The following is a 14,246-nucleotide window of genomic DNA, read 5'->3' on the forward strand; positions in this document are numbered from 1 at the left end:
GGGGCAGTCCGTTTCAGACAACGGACAACGGCTTTCGTCAGCTTTCCTTGTCATCGAACAACGGGCGCATGTTCTCGATCACATAGCGATCGTCGAAGCCTGCCTCCTGCTTCAGCGCTTCCAGGTCGGGTATTTTCACCTGATATCGCTCGCGGAACACCAGGCCATCGTCATTGAGCGCAGTAAAGGTTCGGCTGACGTGCACCGGGCTCAGTCCCAGCAGGTCCGCCAGAATCTCCTGTGATAGAGGCAGGCGCAGACTGTCACTGCCGTTGGCCTCGGTCTGGCGAAGGCGTTGAAACATCTCCAGAATGAAGTGGGCCAGCTTCTGGCGTGCATTGCGGCGTGCCAGATTGACCAGGCGCTCGGTGAGCAGCACTTGCTGGCGGCTGGCGATAGCGAACAGGATGGAAGTCAGGGTGAACGACTGGCGAAAGATATCGACCAGGTTGCGGTGAGGAAAGAAGCAGACTTCACCATCCTCGATCATCTGCACCCCGGCCAGGCGCTGGGAGAAGGCGAACTCGCGCAGTCCGATGATGTCACCCGGCAGGTAGATCTCCAGGATCTGCCGAGTCCCGTTTTCCAGTTCACGATAAGAGAATGCCCAGCCATGCTTTAGCGTGCAGAATTCATGAGCCTCGTCTCGCTCCTCCCACAGGACGGTACCGGCCCGCACCGGCGTTGCGCTATCCTCCAGCCGGGCAAGCAGTTTGATGTCCTCATCCGACAACGGGTGGTAATAGCGGAAATGGCGAACGACACAGCTCTTCTCTGAGCTCATCGGAACTCTCCTCTCGATACAGACACAAGCCCACACACGTGAACACTCAGAACCGTTGCACAAGTATACGACAAAGGCAGTCTTGACCAATCAGTCAGATCCGGGCCAGACTGGACCCGCCTTGTATACAAACCCAACACATAAGAGGCTCAACATGGCGGCTTCCCCTGTGCACTACCCCTGGTACAAGAAGGAGGACACCGACGCCTTCTTCGCCCTGTTTCAGAACAATATCGCCAACTTCGTCATCATTGCGATCACCATGTTGGGCATGGGGTTTCCTGCCTCCATCGTCTTCGGCCAGGTGCTGCCAGGAGCCGCCGTCGCCGTGATGGTGGGTAACTTCTACTATGCCTGGAGCGCGGCCCGCCTGGCACGCAAGGAAAATCGCAGCGACGTCACTGCCCTCTCCTACGGTATTTCCACCCCGGTGATGTTCGTCTTCCTGTTCGGCGTGTTGCTGCCCGCCAAACAGCTCACCGGCGATGCCACGCTGGCCTGGAAGGTGGCCGTGGCGGCCTGCTTCATCAGCGGCGCCATCGAGGCGGCCGTGAGCCTGGTCGGCCGCTGGGTCCAGTACCACTTGCCTCGTGCAGCCATGCTCGGCGCCGTCGCTGGGGTGGCGCTGACCTTCATCGCCGGCGAGATGCTGTTCAAGACGCTGGAAATGCCGGTCATCGGCCTGCTGGTGCTGGCAATCATCATCGTCGGCCTGGTGGCACGCGTTGCCATGCCATTCCGCCTGCCCACCTCGCTATTCGCCATCGTCATCGGTACCGCCATGGCCTACCTGATCGGCGATGCCGGCGGCGAGCGCTTCAGCGATGCCTTCACCCATCTGGGCTTCTATCCGTTGCTGCCCAACATGGCCTGGTTCGAGGGGCTGGGGCTGCTGTTCACCGGCATGTTGGCCGTACTCACGGTGGTGCTGCCGATCACGCTGTACAACGCCATCGAGACCATGAACAACGTCGAGGCGATGGAAGCCGCGGGCGACAAGTATGATGTGCGCGAGTGCCAAGCCGTTGACGGCGCCGGTACCATGATCGGCGCACTGTTCGGGGGCGTCTTCCCGACCACCGTCTATATCGCCACGGTTGGCGCCAAGTGGATGGGAGCGGGACGCGGCTACAGCATCCTCAATGGTGCGGTTTACGCCTTGGCCACCATGTTCGGCCTGATCGCCGCCCTGGCGGCCATCATCCCGGTCTCGGTGGTTGCCCCGATTCTGGTCTTCGTCGGCATGTCGATGATCGCTACGGCCTTTCAGAGCAACGACACGCGCTACTATCCCGCCGTGGCGCTGGCCATGCTGCCCTACTTCGCCAACTATGTGATGACCCGCTTCAACAACGCCGCCGGCGAGACGGTCGCAGGCATCTCGAGCGGTATCGTGCCGCTGGGCCAGGGGGCCATGTTCATGGCCATCTTCATCGGCGCCATGACCGTTTCGATCATCGATCACCAGTTCCGTCGTGCCGCCGCTTTCGCCGGCGTCGCGGCCGCCTTCTCCTTCGTCGGCCTGATGCATGCGCCCAAGCTGGCCTTCAATGCGGCTTGGGACTTCACATTGGGCTACCTGGTGATGGGGGCGCTGTTCCTCTATTTCGCCTGGCAGCAAGAGAAGCTGGCCGCGCCACACTCAGCCAACTCCGCACCCAGCCGACACCCCTCCTCCGCCGATTGAGTGACAAAATACGGGGGCGCCGCAGCGCCCCCGTTTTCCCTTGAATGTCTTTCCATAGCTTGCCTTGCCGCTGAGCCTCAGTGGCTCTCGAAGGTGCCTTCCGTTTCCATGTCACCCTCGGCGGAGCCCCTGATGCGATCCCGGTTCGCTTCGATGCGGTCCTGCGCCGGCTCGGCGGCCCGCTCCATGGCGCGATCCAGCCCTGGGGCCTTGGTACGACTCTCGGTCTCGATATCCGTTTCCGCCTCGGCATCACTGTCCAGGTCGCCTTCGACCTCACCGTCCAGATCGCCCTCGACGTCACTGTCCAGGTCGCCTTCGACGTCACCCTCGACATCGCCGTCCAGGCCGCCATCGGCATCGCCGTCCAGGCCGCCATCGGCATCGCCGTCCAGAGCACCATCGGCATCGCCGTCCAGGCCGCCATCGGCGTCGCCGTCCAGGCCGCCATCGGCGTCGCCGTCCAGACCGCCATCGACATCGCCGTCCACGCCGCCATCGACACCACCGTCAACGCCGCCATCGACACCGCCGTCCACGCCGCCATCGACACCACCGTCAACGCCGCCATCGACACCACCGTCAACGCCGCCATCGACACCGCCGTCAACGCCGCCATCCACGCCGCCATCGACACCACCGTCAACGCCGCCATCGGCATCTCCTGCCTGGGCCAGTAACACTGAGCTGGATGCGCTCATCGAAGAAAAGGTGGAAAAGCCATCACCCTGTGTCTCGGCATGGAGTGAAGAGCCGGCCAGACCGGCAAAAATCAGGGCCATACTGGCAGTTAGTGTCTTGAGCTTCATAGCGCCTCCTTTCCCCGTTCTCGCTGGGGTCTTTTCAGTGAGAGTCCCTTGAGCGGTTCGTCGGGACGAAACCGCTTCCACCCTTACCTAGCGAGCGCCATGCCATGAGAAAATTTAATGCTTTAAAAACAGCAAACTAAAAACGAAACGTCGTTCGACAACTGTATCATCCCCGTCGCTTGACGGCGTTTTCTGTCGCCGTAAGGAAACGCTCAACCCGTAGGGGCGGCAAAATCACCGGTTTGAAGGTAAGTCTCGCTGTCGGCTTATCCCGACAAAGCCCAGCGACTGCGCATCGGCATCGCTTTCGCAAATACGCTCACGGAGACCAAGACCCTGCTTGAATAGAACCTGCCGGAGAAGGCCTTGTTGTATTGGTAAGTACCTGTTTTCACGACGAGGGCGCACGGATGTCAGGTTGCGTGCAGAGAGCGGGAGCGCTGGCGTGATGAGGGGAAGATAAACGGCGGTGGGGAAAGCACAGCGGCTTCATTTTCATGAAGCCGCTGCCGGGACTCGCCGTTAGCGCGAGCCGCTTACTGGGTAAACCCGTTACTGGACGGGCTGGGCAGGCTGTTCGCCACCCTGCTGCTGCTGCATCTGACCCTGCAGGTCCTGCATTTGCTGCTGCTGCTGGGCGATTGCCTCGTCCAGGCGTTGACGCTGCTCATCGGTGAAAACCGCCTCGATACGCGACTGCAGCAGTACGGTCTCAGCAGTAATCTCGCCGGTCAGGTCGCCCAGCCGCGCCGCATCCTGACGGATGGCATTCTCATCGAAATCGGGGCCAACGTACTCACCGAGACGCGCCTGCAACGCTTGAGCCTCCTGCTCCTTGGGTGCCAGCTGGCTCTCCGCCTCGTCGAGCAAGCCACGGATTTCCTGCTGCTGGTTCTCGTCCAGATCGAGCAACTGATCGAGCTGATCCACCTGGTCGCCCTGGGGCGGAGCCTGCATCTGCTGTGCTGCCGCAGCGCCAGCGATGCCCAAGGTGAGCGCGAGAGTTGCCACAAATTTGGTGAGCTTCATTGATTACTCCATTCCATCAGAGTTGCTTTCATGGCTCGTGCCGGTCGAGCCACTACGTCCTTACCCTGACAACACATAGCGCATCAGGTTCGCTCACGCGCCAAAAGTTTCGACTCGGGCCGACCATCCTGCCCACTTCGGACCAATAAGCGTCGCATGAGTTGCCAAGCGATCAGACCTGCCAAGACGTTCCCCAGGGCTGCCCCCATGGCCAGACCGGCAAGCCCACCGAGCCAAGCCCCCAACCACAGGCAAGGGAGATAACAGACGAACAGCCGTGCCGCCGACATCAGCATGGCCCTCAACGGCCATCCCAACGCGTTGCCGGCGGAGACCACCAGCATGCAGACACCCAGCGCGGCATAGCTTGGCAGCAGGAAGCGAATCAGCAGGGTCAACTCCCCGCGCACCTCCGGGCTTCCAGCCAGCAGCTGCGCCAGCCAGGGCGCCAGGAGCGCCAGCAGCAGACCGAGCCCAAGCTGCCATGCCACCACAACCCGCAGCGCCAGGCGAATCAGCTGCCGAATCTGCTGCCAGTCGCCCGCGCCATAGCAACGACCCAACCAAGGCGGTAACGACATGGTCATGGCCAGCACCACGACCAGAGACAACGTCTCGAGTCGGCTTGCCAGTCCCCAGGCGGCCACCGATGCTTCTCCCAGACCGGCCACCACCGAGATGGCGAGCATCGCCGCCAACGGTGGCATCAACTGGCCCACCATGGCGGGCCCGGCAATGCCGAAAAAAGGACGCGCTGAAACCGCCAGTTCCTGCCTGAGCCCGCTTCGCGAAAGCCAGTCGTTCTGACGTAAACGCCCTGCCACGACCAGCAGTCCACAGCCAAAGGCGATTGCCGTGGCCCAGGCCGCGCCGGGAAGCCCGAGCCCCGACCAGGGGCCGATACCGAAGATCAGCAGGGGGTCGAGCGCCAGGTTGGCCAAGCTGGTGACCACCATCATCTTGCCGGGAAGGCGCGTATCACCGTGGGCGCGGAACAGGCTGTAGATGAAATAGAGCACCGCCCCCAGCCAGGCCGCAAACAGCTGAGGCGCCCAGTAGGCGCGAATCAGCGGCAGCGTCACCGTATCGGCCCCCAGGCGGGTGAAGATCGGCTCCTGGGCCCACCACAGCACGACGGCCAGCAGGGCGATGGTTACGCTGCCCACCGACACCACCAGTGTTCCCAGGCGCCGCGCCCGCGACGTCTCACCTGCGCCCAATGTCCGCGAGATCAGGGCCGCGATGGCAATGCCCAGCCCCACCTGCACACCGATGATGAGAAAGGTCAGCGGAAAGGTGAACGACTGGGCAGCCAAGGGGGCCGTACCCAGGCGAGCCACGAAGGCACTGTCCACCAGTTGGAACCCCAGCAGTGACAGCACACCGATGGTCATCGGCCAGGTCTGGCGCCAAAGCGCGGGTCCCAGACGCAGCATGGAGCCATCGGGCGATGAACGATATGTCACTGCGGCTGTGACTCCGTATTGGCAAGGGGAGATGAAAACCCGTTAGATGATGTCTCAGGCGTGGCATCGAGACGAACATCGACACAGAACATGACAGGATTGTCGGTGAACTCGTCGAACATGACATGATAGGAGTAAACGGGGACCTGACGCCCCTGCTTGTCCTGCAAGACCAGACGCCCCGATGGTATCGAACGGCCTTCATACAGCCAGGCAGAGTGAAGGCGAACCACATCCGCTTTCATTGCATCGGGAATGATGAGCTCTTCGAGCCTTCGACCTACGGCCTCATCGGTGCAGTAGCCGTAGAGCAGCTCACTCTCTTCATTCCAATAGATCACCCGACGGTCGCGGTCGTAGCCCTGAACGGCAATGTTGGGCAGCTCTTCCAGTAGCGCGCGAAACCGTTTGTCGCCCGGGCGAGCCTTGCGTCCCAGGCCCAACAGATTCTCGGCGGCATGCCAAAGCCGATGCAACGGGGTGAAATGAGCAGCCATGCCAGACTCCAGCAGCGGTGAAGTATCACAAGGGGCTGCATGGTAGCTGATATCAATGAGGATTACTGGCCCCCCGGCCCATGCCGGGGGGCTCAGCGTTCGAGTGGGAGCGATCGCAACGTTACTGGCGCACGCCCTCGAAAGTGACATACAGCTCGAGCTCTTCCATCACCTCGGGGAAATCGCTCATGTCGATGCCGAAATCGGCCAGCGTCAGCGTGGTCGAGCCTTCGAAACCGGCCCGGTAGCTGCCCCAGGGATCCTCACCTTCACCGACCAGGGTGACCGGCATCTCGATTTCGCGCGTCTCGCCCTTGAGGGTAAGCTCGCCGGTCAGCACGCCTTCGTTGTCTCCCGTGGGCTCGAAGCCAGTGGAAACGAAGGTCGCCGTCGGGTAGTCACCGGCACTGAGGAAATCGTCGCTCAGAAAGTGGCGGTCGCGCTCGGCGTGGTTGCTGTTGAGGCTGTTGACCTGCACTTCCATCTCGACGCTGGACGCTTCGAGATCATCCGCATCGTAGTAGAAGCGACCTTCGAACTCCTCGAAGTTACCGAGAATGTATGAGTAGCCGAGGTGATTGATCTTGAACTGAATGAAGGCGTGCTGGCCTTCGGTATCCACGACATACTCGGCTGCCATGGCCTGGCCAGCCGTGGCCAGGGCAGCGGTGCCCAGGGCAGTAGCGAGTGCGACTTTCTTGAACATGGGTCTCTCCTTGGTGATGGCGCCCGGAGGCGCAGGCGTTCAACGGCGACGCGTACGTGCCGGGTTCAGCATACGCAAGACGGTGTCGTGACGGTCGATGAAGTGGTGCTTCAGCGCTGCCATGGCATGGCCCGCCGCCAACAGCATCAGGGCCAGAGCGCTGTACCAGTGTATCTCACCGGCAATGCTCGCCTGGTTGGGCAGGCGGCTGATCAATGCCGGCACCTCGAACCAGTCGAATACACTGATGCCACGCCCGCGGGCGGTGGAAATCAGGTAGCCGCTGATCAGTACCGTGAGCATCAGAACGTAGAGTGCGATATGACCGAGGTGAGCGGCGGTGCGCTCGAAGCGACTGCCCTGCGCCTGAGGGGTAGGCTGAAACAGTCGCCACAGGATGCGCAGCAGCGTGGCGAACAGCAGCAGAATGCCGATCGAGCGGTGCCACCACGGCGCGCGGTTGTACCAGGGGTCGAAGTAGCCCAGTCCGGTCATCCACCAGCCGAGCACGAACAGGCCGACGATGGTCAGGGCACTGAGCCAGTGCAAGGCGATGCTGACCAGCCCCCAGCCTGTACGGGTGTTGCGCCACATCTCATCGCTCCCCTTGAGCTTCGTTTTCGATGGAGGGCAGCATACCGCAGCGCATCATCCGCTTGCGCTGAAAAAAGCCGAACGCTTCGTTCGCAAAAATTGCTTGTACACCAGGAACAGGCCTGCCGCCCTCGCGACGGCAGGCAACTTCCGGATCAGATCAATGCATCGAGCCCGCGGGCCAGGTCGAGGCGAATGTCCTCGATCGACTCGAGACCTACCGCCACGCGAATCAGACCTTCACCGATACCGGCCGCATCCTTCTGCGCCGGAGAGAGCCGCCCATGAGTGGTGGTGGCAGGATGGGTGATGGTGCTCTTGACGTCACCCAGATTGCCGGTGATCGACAGCATGCGCGTAGCATCGATGACCGACCAGGCCGCTTCGCGCCCGCCCTTCACCTCGAAGCCCAGCACCGCCCCGAAGCCACCTTGCTGGCGCCCGGCCAGCTCATGCTGCGGATGGTCGGGAAGACCACTGTAATGGACACGCGCCACGGCCGGGTGCGCCTGCAGCCACTCGGCCAGCGCCTGGGCATTCTCGCAGTGTGCCCGCATGCGTAGGCTGAGCGTCTCCAGCCCCTTGGTGAAGATCCAGGCGTTGAACGGACTCAGGCACGGGCCGCAGGTGCGCACCACGCCGAAGACCTCCTCGAGCTCCTTGTCGCGCCCCACCACGGCGCCGCCCACCGCCCTGCCCTGGCCATCCAGATACTTCGTAGCGGAGTGGATCACCAGATCGGCGCCCAGTGCCAGTGGCTTCTGCAAGGCGGGCGTCAGGAAGCAGTTGTCGATGGCGAGCAGCGCTGCGTGACGATGGGCAATCTCGGCGAGCGCGGCGATGTCGACCACCTCGGAGAGCGGGTTGGAGGGTGTCTCGGCAAACAGCAGCCGGGTATTGGGCGTGATCGCCGACTCCCAGGCCGCCAGGTCCGAAAGCTCCACGTAGCGTGTGGTGATGCCCAGTTTGCCGAAGTACTTGTCGAACAGACTGACGGTGGAGCCGAATAGCGAACGCGACGCGACGATCTCGTCGCCGGCCTGCAGCAGGGCAAGCACGGTCGAGAGAATCGCGGCCATGCCCGAACTCGTCGCCACGCAGCGCTCACCGCCTTCGAGTGCCGCCAGGCGACGCTCGAAGGTATGCACCGTAGGGTTGGTGAAACGCGAATAGACGTTGCCTCGCTCTTCACCGCCAAACTTGCGCGCCGCTTCCGCGGCGCTGCCATAGACGAAGCTCGACGTGGGAAAGATCGGCTCGCCATGCTCCTGCTCGTGGGTACGCTGGTGGCCGGCGCGAATCGCCAGCGTTTCCAGGGCCCAGGCCGGATCGGGTGTCGTCTCGTCGTGCATGGTGAGCCTCAGTCGTCGATGTCGTCATCCTGATTGTGCATGCCCACCAGTGCGTGGGCGCCGACGCTCTGCTGCTGCTTGGCCGCGTCGTTGCGCGAGGCCTCGAGTGCCGACAGGTAGCTCGCGTCGATGTCTCCCGTTATGTACAGGCCATCGAACACGGAGCAGTCGAACTGGTCGAGATTGGGATTGACCTCGCGGCAGGCGGCCTTGAGGTCGTCGAGGTCCTGATAGAAGATGCGGTCGGCACCGATCAGCTCCCCCACCTCGGCTTCGCTGCGACCGTGGGCGATCAGCTCGGAGGCCGCCGGCATGTCGATGCCATACACGTTAGGGTAGCGCACCGGCGGCGCCGCCGAGGCGAAATAGACCTTGTTGGCACCGGCATCGCGAGCCATCTGGATGATCTGCTTGCAGGTGGTCCCGCGCACGATGGAGTCGTCCACCAGCAGCACGTTCTTGCCCTTGAACTCGACCCCGATGGCGTTGAGCTTCTGACGCACAGATTTCTTGCGTTGGGTCTGGCCGGGCATGATGAAGGTCCGCCCGATGTAGCGGTTCTTCATGAAGCCTTCGCGGTAGGTCACCCCCAGGTGCTGTGCCAGCTCCAGTGCCGAGGTACGCGAGGTGTCGGGAATCGGAATCACCACGTCGATATCGTGGTCGGGCCATTCGCTGCGAATGCGATCGCCCAGCTTGCGTCCCATCTGGATGCGGGTGCCGTAGACGTAGGCACCATCGAGAATCGAGTCCGGGCGTGCCAGATAGACATGCTCGAAGATGCACGGCGCCAGCAACGGCGCATCGGCGCACGACTGAGTATGGATGTTGCCGTTCATGTCGACGAAGATCGCTTCGCCCGGGGCCAAGTCACGATGCAGCTCGAAGCCTCCCACGTCGAGGGCCACCGACTCGGAGGCGATCATCACCTCCTGACCGTTACCCTCGTCGCGGGTGCCGAACACCACCGGGCGAATGCCATGAGGGTCACGGAAGGCCACCAGACCGACGCCATTGATGATCGCCACTGCGGCATAGCCGCCACGACAGCGCCGGTGCACGCGGCGCACCGCATCGAAGATATCGCCCGGCGCGAGATGCAGCCCCTGCTTGCCCAGCTCATGGGCAAAGACGTTGAGCAGCACTTCCGAGTCGGAACTGGTGTTGATGTGGCGCAGGTCGGAAGTGAACAGTTCCTGCTTGATCTGCTCCGAGTTGGTCAGGTTGCCGTTGTGGGCCAGGGCGATGCCGTAAGGGGAATTGACGTAGAACGGCTGCGATTCCGCCTCGCTCGAGGAACCCGCTGTCGGATAGCGCACATGACCGATACCCAGGTTGCCTTTCAGGCGTGCCATGTGACGGGTGTGGAACACGTCGCGTACCAGACCATTGCTCTTGCGCAGCAGAAAACGGCCTTCGTTCCAGGTCATCATGCCGGCGGCATCCTGACCGCGATGCTGCAGCACTGTCAGGGCGTCGTAGATCGCCTGATTAACGGTCTGCTTGGCCAGAAGGCCGACGATACCGCACATTCCACCTTACCTCGCTTGCAGGGGTGCCGACCGCAGCCGGCTTGAAAAAAGCCTATGTCAAACCATCACAAGTTCAAGCAGCACTGGTTCGAACAGTCACAGGGCGCCGGGGTCCGGATCACCGGCATCGCGGCGCTCGGGCAGTGGCATGTTACGCCAGGCTTCGGGAGCTTCGGGCACACGACCCTCCCAAGCCTCGAGCTGACTCACCGCCCAGTCACGCAACTGCTCGAAGCTGGGGCGCAGCTCGGCTTCCTGCCATGCCTGCAGCTGTGCCAGCGGCGTCAGGCTGATCAAGATGGTAGCCACCACCAATACCGCCGCACCGCGGGCAACGCCGAAGCAGGCGCCTGCCACGCGATTGAAAAAGCCCATACCGACCCACTCCACCGCGGCATGCACCATGCGGATGACGATCCCGCACAGCAGCACCACGCCAAGGATGACCAGTACGAAAGCCAGCACCAGCCGGCCGTCGGCGTTGTCGATCACACCGGAAAGCAGGTCGGCCACCGGCTCGGCAAGCAGGCGCGCGGCCAGCAGCGCGATTATCCAGGCCGCCAGCCCCAGGCCCTCTCGCACCAGGCCACGCATGAACCCGGCCAGGGTCGAAACGGCCAGTACGGCGAGAAAGCCCCAGTCGATCCAGGTCAGCGTCATCGTTTCAGTCTCTTACCCTGACCAGCAGGCCCTGAAGGTTGGCACGCTCCTTCACCGTATTCATGGCCCGCTCACCGGCCTCCGAGGAGTCGAAGGGCCCCACGTAAACGGTCGTCATGTTGTTGTCGCGCCGTCGGCTATAGACGGGAAAGCCCTCTTCCTCGAGCCGCGCCTGCAGGCGCTCGGCATTACCCGCCTCGCCAAAACTGCCCACCTGCACGGCCCACTCGCCGCCTGGCGATGCGGTCGTGGCCGGGGGGGATTGAGGCTCGGGGGTCGAGTCAGCAGGCGGGCTGCTTGCCACCCGCTCGGAGGCTGCCTGGGCCAGATCGGCAATTGGATCCTGCTGTGGCGCTTGCGCCGGGGGCGAGTCGCTACTCGCCTCGCGCTGCAGAGCCGACTCGCCCTGCTGCACCGCCACGGCCGGCTGCGGGTCGACTTGCGCTGTCGCCCCGGGCTCCGCGCCCTCCACGGGCAGCTCCGGCTCGGCCGGGGCCGGACTGGTGCCGGGGGAGCGAATCTGGCCAAGACTCTCCGGCGGCTGCGGGTCGGGTACGTTACGCCGCTCCACCGGCACCGGCTGTTCGATGGTCAGGACCGGCTGGGGGCGCTCATTGCGGGGAGCCGGTTCGTCGAACAGCATCGGCACAAAGATCACGGCCAAGGCGATCAGGATGACCGCCCCGCTGATTCGTTCGCGCATTCCGTATTTCATCATCCCCTCCTGCCCCGCTATGCCGCGTGTGCCTGCTTCCATGCCAGTATGGCGGCCACCATGAAGAAGGAGCCGCAGACCAGCACCCGATCGTCCGCGGCCAACCGCTCGGCCAGCCAATCAGCGCCGGCCTCGGGCGATGCCGCCTGATAAGCGACTGTACCGCCATGAGCCTCGATGCGGCTCGCCAGCTCCGACGCTGCGCGTGCACGTTCACCACCCAAGGTGGCGGCCACCCACTCATCCGCCACGTTGCCCAACGCCTCGATTACCCCATCGGCGTCCTTGTCGGCGAGCATGCCCAGCAGCACCCAGGTGCGTCCGCCACATGGCTGCGCTGCGAGCCGACCCGCCAGATAGTCAGCGGCGTGCGGGTTGTGCCCTACGTCCAGACACCATTGGCCCAGCCACTGCATGCGACCGGGTACTCGCACATCACGCAAGGCCACGCGACAGCGCTGCTCGTCGAGCGTGATACCCGCCGCCGCCAGGGCCTGCAGGGCCGTGGCGGCATTGTCCAGCGGCAACCCCGGGTCGGGCAAGCCATCAAGGCTTAGAATTTCCCCTTGGGGTGCGGTTCCCTGCCACTCGAAGCAAGCCTCTGCCGGCGCGGCTCGCCATTCGAAGTCCTCCCCCAAGGCGCTGACAGGCGCCCCACGCTCCCGGGCCGATTGACGCACGCTAGCGGGAAGCTCGCGGCTGCCCAACACGGCCGGGCAACCGGCGCGCATGATGCCGGCCTTCTCGCGACCGATACCTTCGAGCTCATTACCGAGAAAGGCTGCGTGATCGAGGGCAATGGTGGTGATGACGGCAACATCGGCGTCAATGACGTTGACCGCATCGAGCCGGCCGCCCAACCCCACCTCGAGCACGGCGAGATCGGGGCGGCGCCGTGCGATGAGCCACAGAGCTGCCAGGGTACCGGCTTCGAAGTAGGTCAGACTGACGGGATCGTCGGCCAGGCGCGCCGCCTCCACGGCCTCGAAGCCGGCGATCAGCGCGGCGTCATCCGCCTCGTTGCCGTCGAAACGCAGCCGCTCGTTGTAGCGCAGCAGATGCGGTGAGGTATAGGCGGCCACGGTGAGCCCATGGGCACGCGCCACCGCCTCGATCATGGCAACGGTGGAACCCTTGCCGTTGGTACCGGCCACGGTGATGATGCGCGACGCCAGAGGCTCATCGAGCAGTCCCATGCGGCGGGCCACCTCGGCCACCCTGTCGAGGCCGAGGTCGATGCCCACCGGGTGTACCCGTTCCAGGTAGTCGAGCCAGGCATCCAGCGTACGCGTCGTCGAGGACATCACGAGCCTTCAGCGTGCCGCATCGGAGCGACCATCCGCATCCTCGGATGGGGTCGAGGTATCGGCATCTTCCGGCATGTCCAGCTCGGCTGCCTCGATGACCTCACCCTCTTCCGCCGTCGCACGCTCGGCCTCGTCGACCAGGTCCGGCTCGTGCAGCAGAGCCTCTTCAAGCCCGCTGGGCGGCTGGTGGGTCAGCTTGCGCAGCACGCCTCCCAGGCGCGAGCGCATCTCGCCGCGCGGCACGATCATGTCCACCGTGCCGTGCTCGAGCAGGAACTCGCTGCGCTGGAAACCTTCCGGCAGCTTCTCGCGCACGGTCTGTTCGATCACGCGCGGGCCGGCGAAGCCGATAAGCGCATTGGGCTCGGCCACGTTGAGATCGCCGAGCATGGCCAGGGATGCGGACACACCGCCGAATACGGGATCGGTGAGCACCGAGATGTAAGGCACACCCGCCACACGCAGACGCTCCAGCGCCGCCGAGGTCTTGGCCATCTGCATCAGCGAAAACAGCGCTTCCTGCATCCGCGCCCCGCCCGAGGCGGAGAAGCAGATGAAGGGGATGCGCTCTTCCAGGGCCAGGGTGGCAGCGCGCACGAACTTCTCGCCCACCACGGCGCCCATCGAGCCGCCCATGAAGGTGAACTCGAAGGCCACCACCACGACGGGCAAGCCATCGAGCTTGCCGCGCATGGCCACCAGGGCATCCTTCTCACCGGTCTCCTTCTGGGCCGCATTGAGGCGGTCCTTGTATTTCTTCGAGTCGCGGAACTTGAGGCGATCCACCGGCTCCAGCTCGGCCGAGATCTCTTCCCGCCCCTCCTTGTCGAGGAACCAGTCGAGACGCTTGCGCGCGGTCAGACGCAGGTGGTGGTCGCACTTGGGACAGACGTTGTGGTGCTTCTCCAGTTCGGGCAGATAGAGCACCGCCTCGCACTTCGGGCACTTGCGCCACAGGCCGTCGGGCACGCTGGCCCGTCGGTCCTTGCGCTGAATCCGCCCCATGGAGGGCACAATCTTGTCGAGCCAGCTCATGTCAGAAAGGCTTCCGTATGCTGTTGCGCCCGGTCGTGCCGGGCGTCATGAGTCGAATCTTTAGCAGGGCAAG

14 protein-coding genes are annotated in these 14,246 nt (G+C 63.6%); 2 read left to right on the top strand and 12 right to left on the bottom strand.

Annotation, left to right across the window (positions count from 1 at the left end):
• Positions 1-37: 37 nt before the first annotated feature.
• Positions 38-784 (bottom strand): Crp/Fnr family transcriptional regulator, encoded by a 747-nt coding sequence (locus HOP53_RS06115; RefSeq protein ID WP_234269187.1) that lies wholly within the window; start codon positions 782-784, stop codon positions 38-40.
• Between the two features lie 154 nt (positions 785-938).
• On the opposite strand from HOP53_RS06115, the gene HOP53_RS06120 reads away from it, so the two are divergent.
• Both HOP53_RS06120 and HOP53_RS06125 read left to right on the top strand, forming a co-directional pair.
• Positions 939-2,471, top strand: a complete 1,533-nt coding sequence (locus HOP53_RS06120) for an NCS2 family permease (protein WP_234269188.1) — start codon at positions 939-941, stop codon at positions 2,469-2,471.
• Between the two features lie 80 nt (positions 2,472-2,551).
• Positions 2,552-3,151, top strand: a complete 600-nt coding sequence (locus tag HOP53_RS06125) for a hypothetical protein (protein WP_234269189.1) — start codon at positions 2,552-2,554, stop codon at positions 3,149-3,151.
• 681 nt (positions 3,152-3,832) lie between these two features.
• On the opposite strand, the gene HOP53_RS06130 is transcribed toward HOP53_RS06125, so the two are convergent.
• From HOP53_RS06130 to accD, 11 genes are all read right to left on the bottom strand, one after another.
• Positions 3,833-4,309 (bottom strand): Spy/CpxP family protein refolding chaperone, encoded by a 477-nt coding sequence (locus tag HOP53_RS06130; RefSeq protein WP_234269190.1) that lies wholly within the window; start codon positions 4,307-4,309, stop codon positions 3,833-3,835.
• Positions 4,310-4,392: 83 nt separating this feature from the next.
• Positions 4,393-5,745 carry an MATE family efflux transporter gene (locus HOP53_RS06135; RefSeq protein ID WP_234269699.1) on the bottom strand — a complete coding sequence of 451 codons (1,353 nt, stop codon included), beginning with the start codon at positions 5,743-5,745 and terminating at the stop codon, positions 4,393-4,395.
• 26 nt (positions 5,746-5,771) lie between these two features.
• Positions 5,772-6,272 carry a PAS domain S-box protein gene (locus HOP53_RS06140; protein WP_234269191.1) on the bottom strand — a complete coding sequence of 167 codons (501 nt, stop codon included), beginning with the start codon at positions 6,270-6,272 and terminating at the stop codon, positions 5,772-5,774.
• A 121-nt stretch (positions 6,273-6,393) separates the two neighbouring features.
• Entirely contained in the window at positions 6,394-6,978 is a 585-nt protein-coding gene (locus HOP53_RS06145; protein WP_234269192.1) for a YceI family protein, read from the bottom strand.
• 39 nt (positions 6,979-7,017) lie between these two features.
• Positions 7,018-7,572, bottom strand: coding sequence for a cytochrome b (locus tag HOP53_RS06150; RefSeq protein ID WP_234269193.1), 555 nt, complete (start codon positions 7,570-7,572; stop codon positions 7,018-7,020).
• Between the two features lie 155 nt (positions 7,573-7,727).
• Positions 7,728-8,924, bottom strand: coding sequence for an O-succinylhomoserine sulfhydrylase (locus tag HOP53_RS06155; protein WP_234269194.1), 1,197 nt, complete (start codon positions 8,922-8,924; stop codon positions 7,728-7,730).
• An 8-nt stretch (positions 8,925-8,932) separates the two neighbouring features.
• Positions 8,933-10,456 (bottom strand): amidophosphoribosyltransferase, encoded by a 1,524-nt coding sequence (purF, locus tag HOP53_RS06160; protein ID WP_234269195.1) that lies wholly within the window; start codon positions 10,454-10,456, stop codon positions 8,933-8,935.
• Between the two features lie 96 nt (positions 10,457-10,552).
• Complete coding sequence (locus HOP53_RS06165) at positions 10,553-11,116, bottom strand: CvpA family protein (protein WP_234269196.1); 564 nt, start codon at positions 11,114-11,116, stop codon at positions 10,553-10,555.
• A gap of 4 nt (positions 11,117-11,120) precedes the next feature.
• Positions 11,121-11,831 carry an SPOR domain-containing protein gene (locus HOP53_RS06170; protein WP_234269197.1) on the bottom strand — a complete coding sequence of 237 codons (711 nt, stop codon included), beginning with the start codon at positions 11,829-11,831 and terminating at the stop codon, positions 11,121-11,123.
• 17 nt (positions 11,832-11,848) lie between these two features.
• Positions 11,849-13,135 carry a bifunctional tetrahydrofolate synthase/dihydrofolate synthase gene (folC, locus tag HOP53_RS06175; RefSeq protein ID WP_234269198.1) on the bottom strand — a complete coding sequence of 429 codons (1,287 nt, stop codon included), beginning with the start codon at positions 13,133-13,135 and terminating at the stop codon, positions 11,849-11,851.
• 9 nt (positions 13,136-13,144) lie between these two features.
• Positions 13,145-14,173, bottom strand: coding sequence for an acetyl-CoA carboxylase, carboxyltransferase subunit beta (accD, locus tag HOP53_RS06180; RefSeq protein WP_234269199.1), 1,029 nt, complete (start codon positions 14,171-14,173; stop codon positions 13,145-13,147).
• Positions 14,174-14,246: the final 73 nt, after the last annotated feature.

This window comes from Billgrantia ethanolica (assembly GCF_021404305.1).
GTDB lineage: Bacteria > Pseudomonadota > Gammaproteobacteria > Pseudomonadales > Halomonadaceae > Halomonas > Halomonas ethanolica.

What these genes read in the sequence shown, in the direction of transcription:
- HOP53_RS06115 (WP_234269187.1), bottom strand. Translation starts at nt 784, where the DNA reads ATGAGCTCAGAGAAGAGCTGTGTCGTTCGCCATTTCCGCTATTACCAC.
- HOP53_RS06120 (WP_234269188.1), top strand. Translation starts at nt 939, where the DNA reads ATGGCGGCTTCCCCTGTGCACTACCCCTGGTACAAGAAGGAGGACACC.
- HOP53_RS06130 (WP_234269190.1), bottom strand. Translation starts at nt 4,309, where the DNA reads ATGAAGCTCACCAAATTTGTGGCAACTCTCGCGCTCACCTTGGGCATC.
- HOP53_RS06135 (WP_234269699.1), bottom strand. Translation starts at nt 5,745, where the DNA reads ATGCTGCGTCTGGGACCCGCGCTTTGGCGCCAGACCTGGCCGATGACC.
- HOP53_RS06140 (WP_234269191.1), bottom strand. Translation starts at nt 6,272, where the DNA reads ATGGCTGCTCATTTCACCCCGTTGCATCGGCTTTGGCATGCCGCCGAG.
- HOP53_RS06145 (WP_234269192.1), bottom strand. Translation starts at nt 6,978, where the DNA reads ATGTTCAAGAAAGTCGCACTCGCTACTGCCCTGGGCACCGCTGCCCTG.
- HOP53_RS06150 (WP_234269193.1), bottom strand. Translation starts at nt 7,572, where the DNA reads ATGTGGCGCAACACCCGTACAGGCTGGGGGCTGGTCAGCATCGCCTTG.
- HOP53_RS06155 (WP_234269194.1), bottom strand. Translation starts at nt 8,924, where the DNA reads ATGCACGACGAGACGACACCCGATCCGGCCTGGGCCCTGGAAACGCTG.
- purF (WP_234269195.1), bottom strand. Translation starts at nt 10,456, where the DNA reads ATGTGCGGTATCGTCGGCCTTCTGGCCAAGCAGACCGTTAATCAGGCG.
- HOP53_RS06165 (WP_234269196.1), bottom strand. Translation starts at nt 11,116, where the DNA reads ATGACGCTGACCTGGATCGACTGGGGCTTTCTCGCCGTACTGGCCGTT.
- HOP53_RS06170 (WP_234269197.1), bottom strand. Translation starts at nt 11,831, where the DNA reads ATGAAATACGGAATGCGCGAACGAATCAGCGGGGCGGTCATCCTGATC.
- folC (WP_234269198.1), bottom strand. Translation starts at nt 13,135, where the DNA reads ATGTCCTCGACGACGCGTACGCTGGATGCCTGGCTCGACTACCTGGAA.
- accD (WP_234269199.1), bottom strand. Translation starts at nt 14,173, where the DNA reads ATGAGCTGGCTCGACAAGATTGTGCCCTCCATGGGGCGGATTCAGCGC.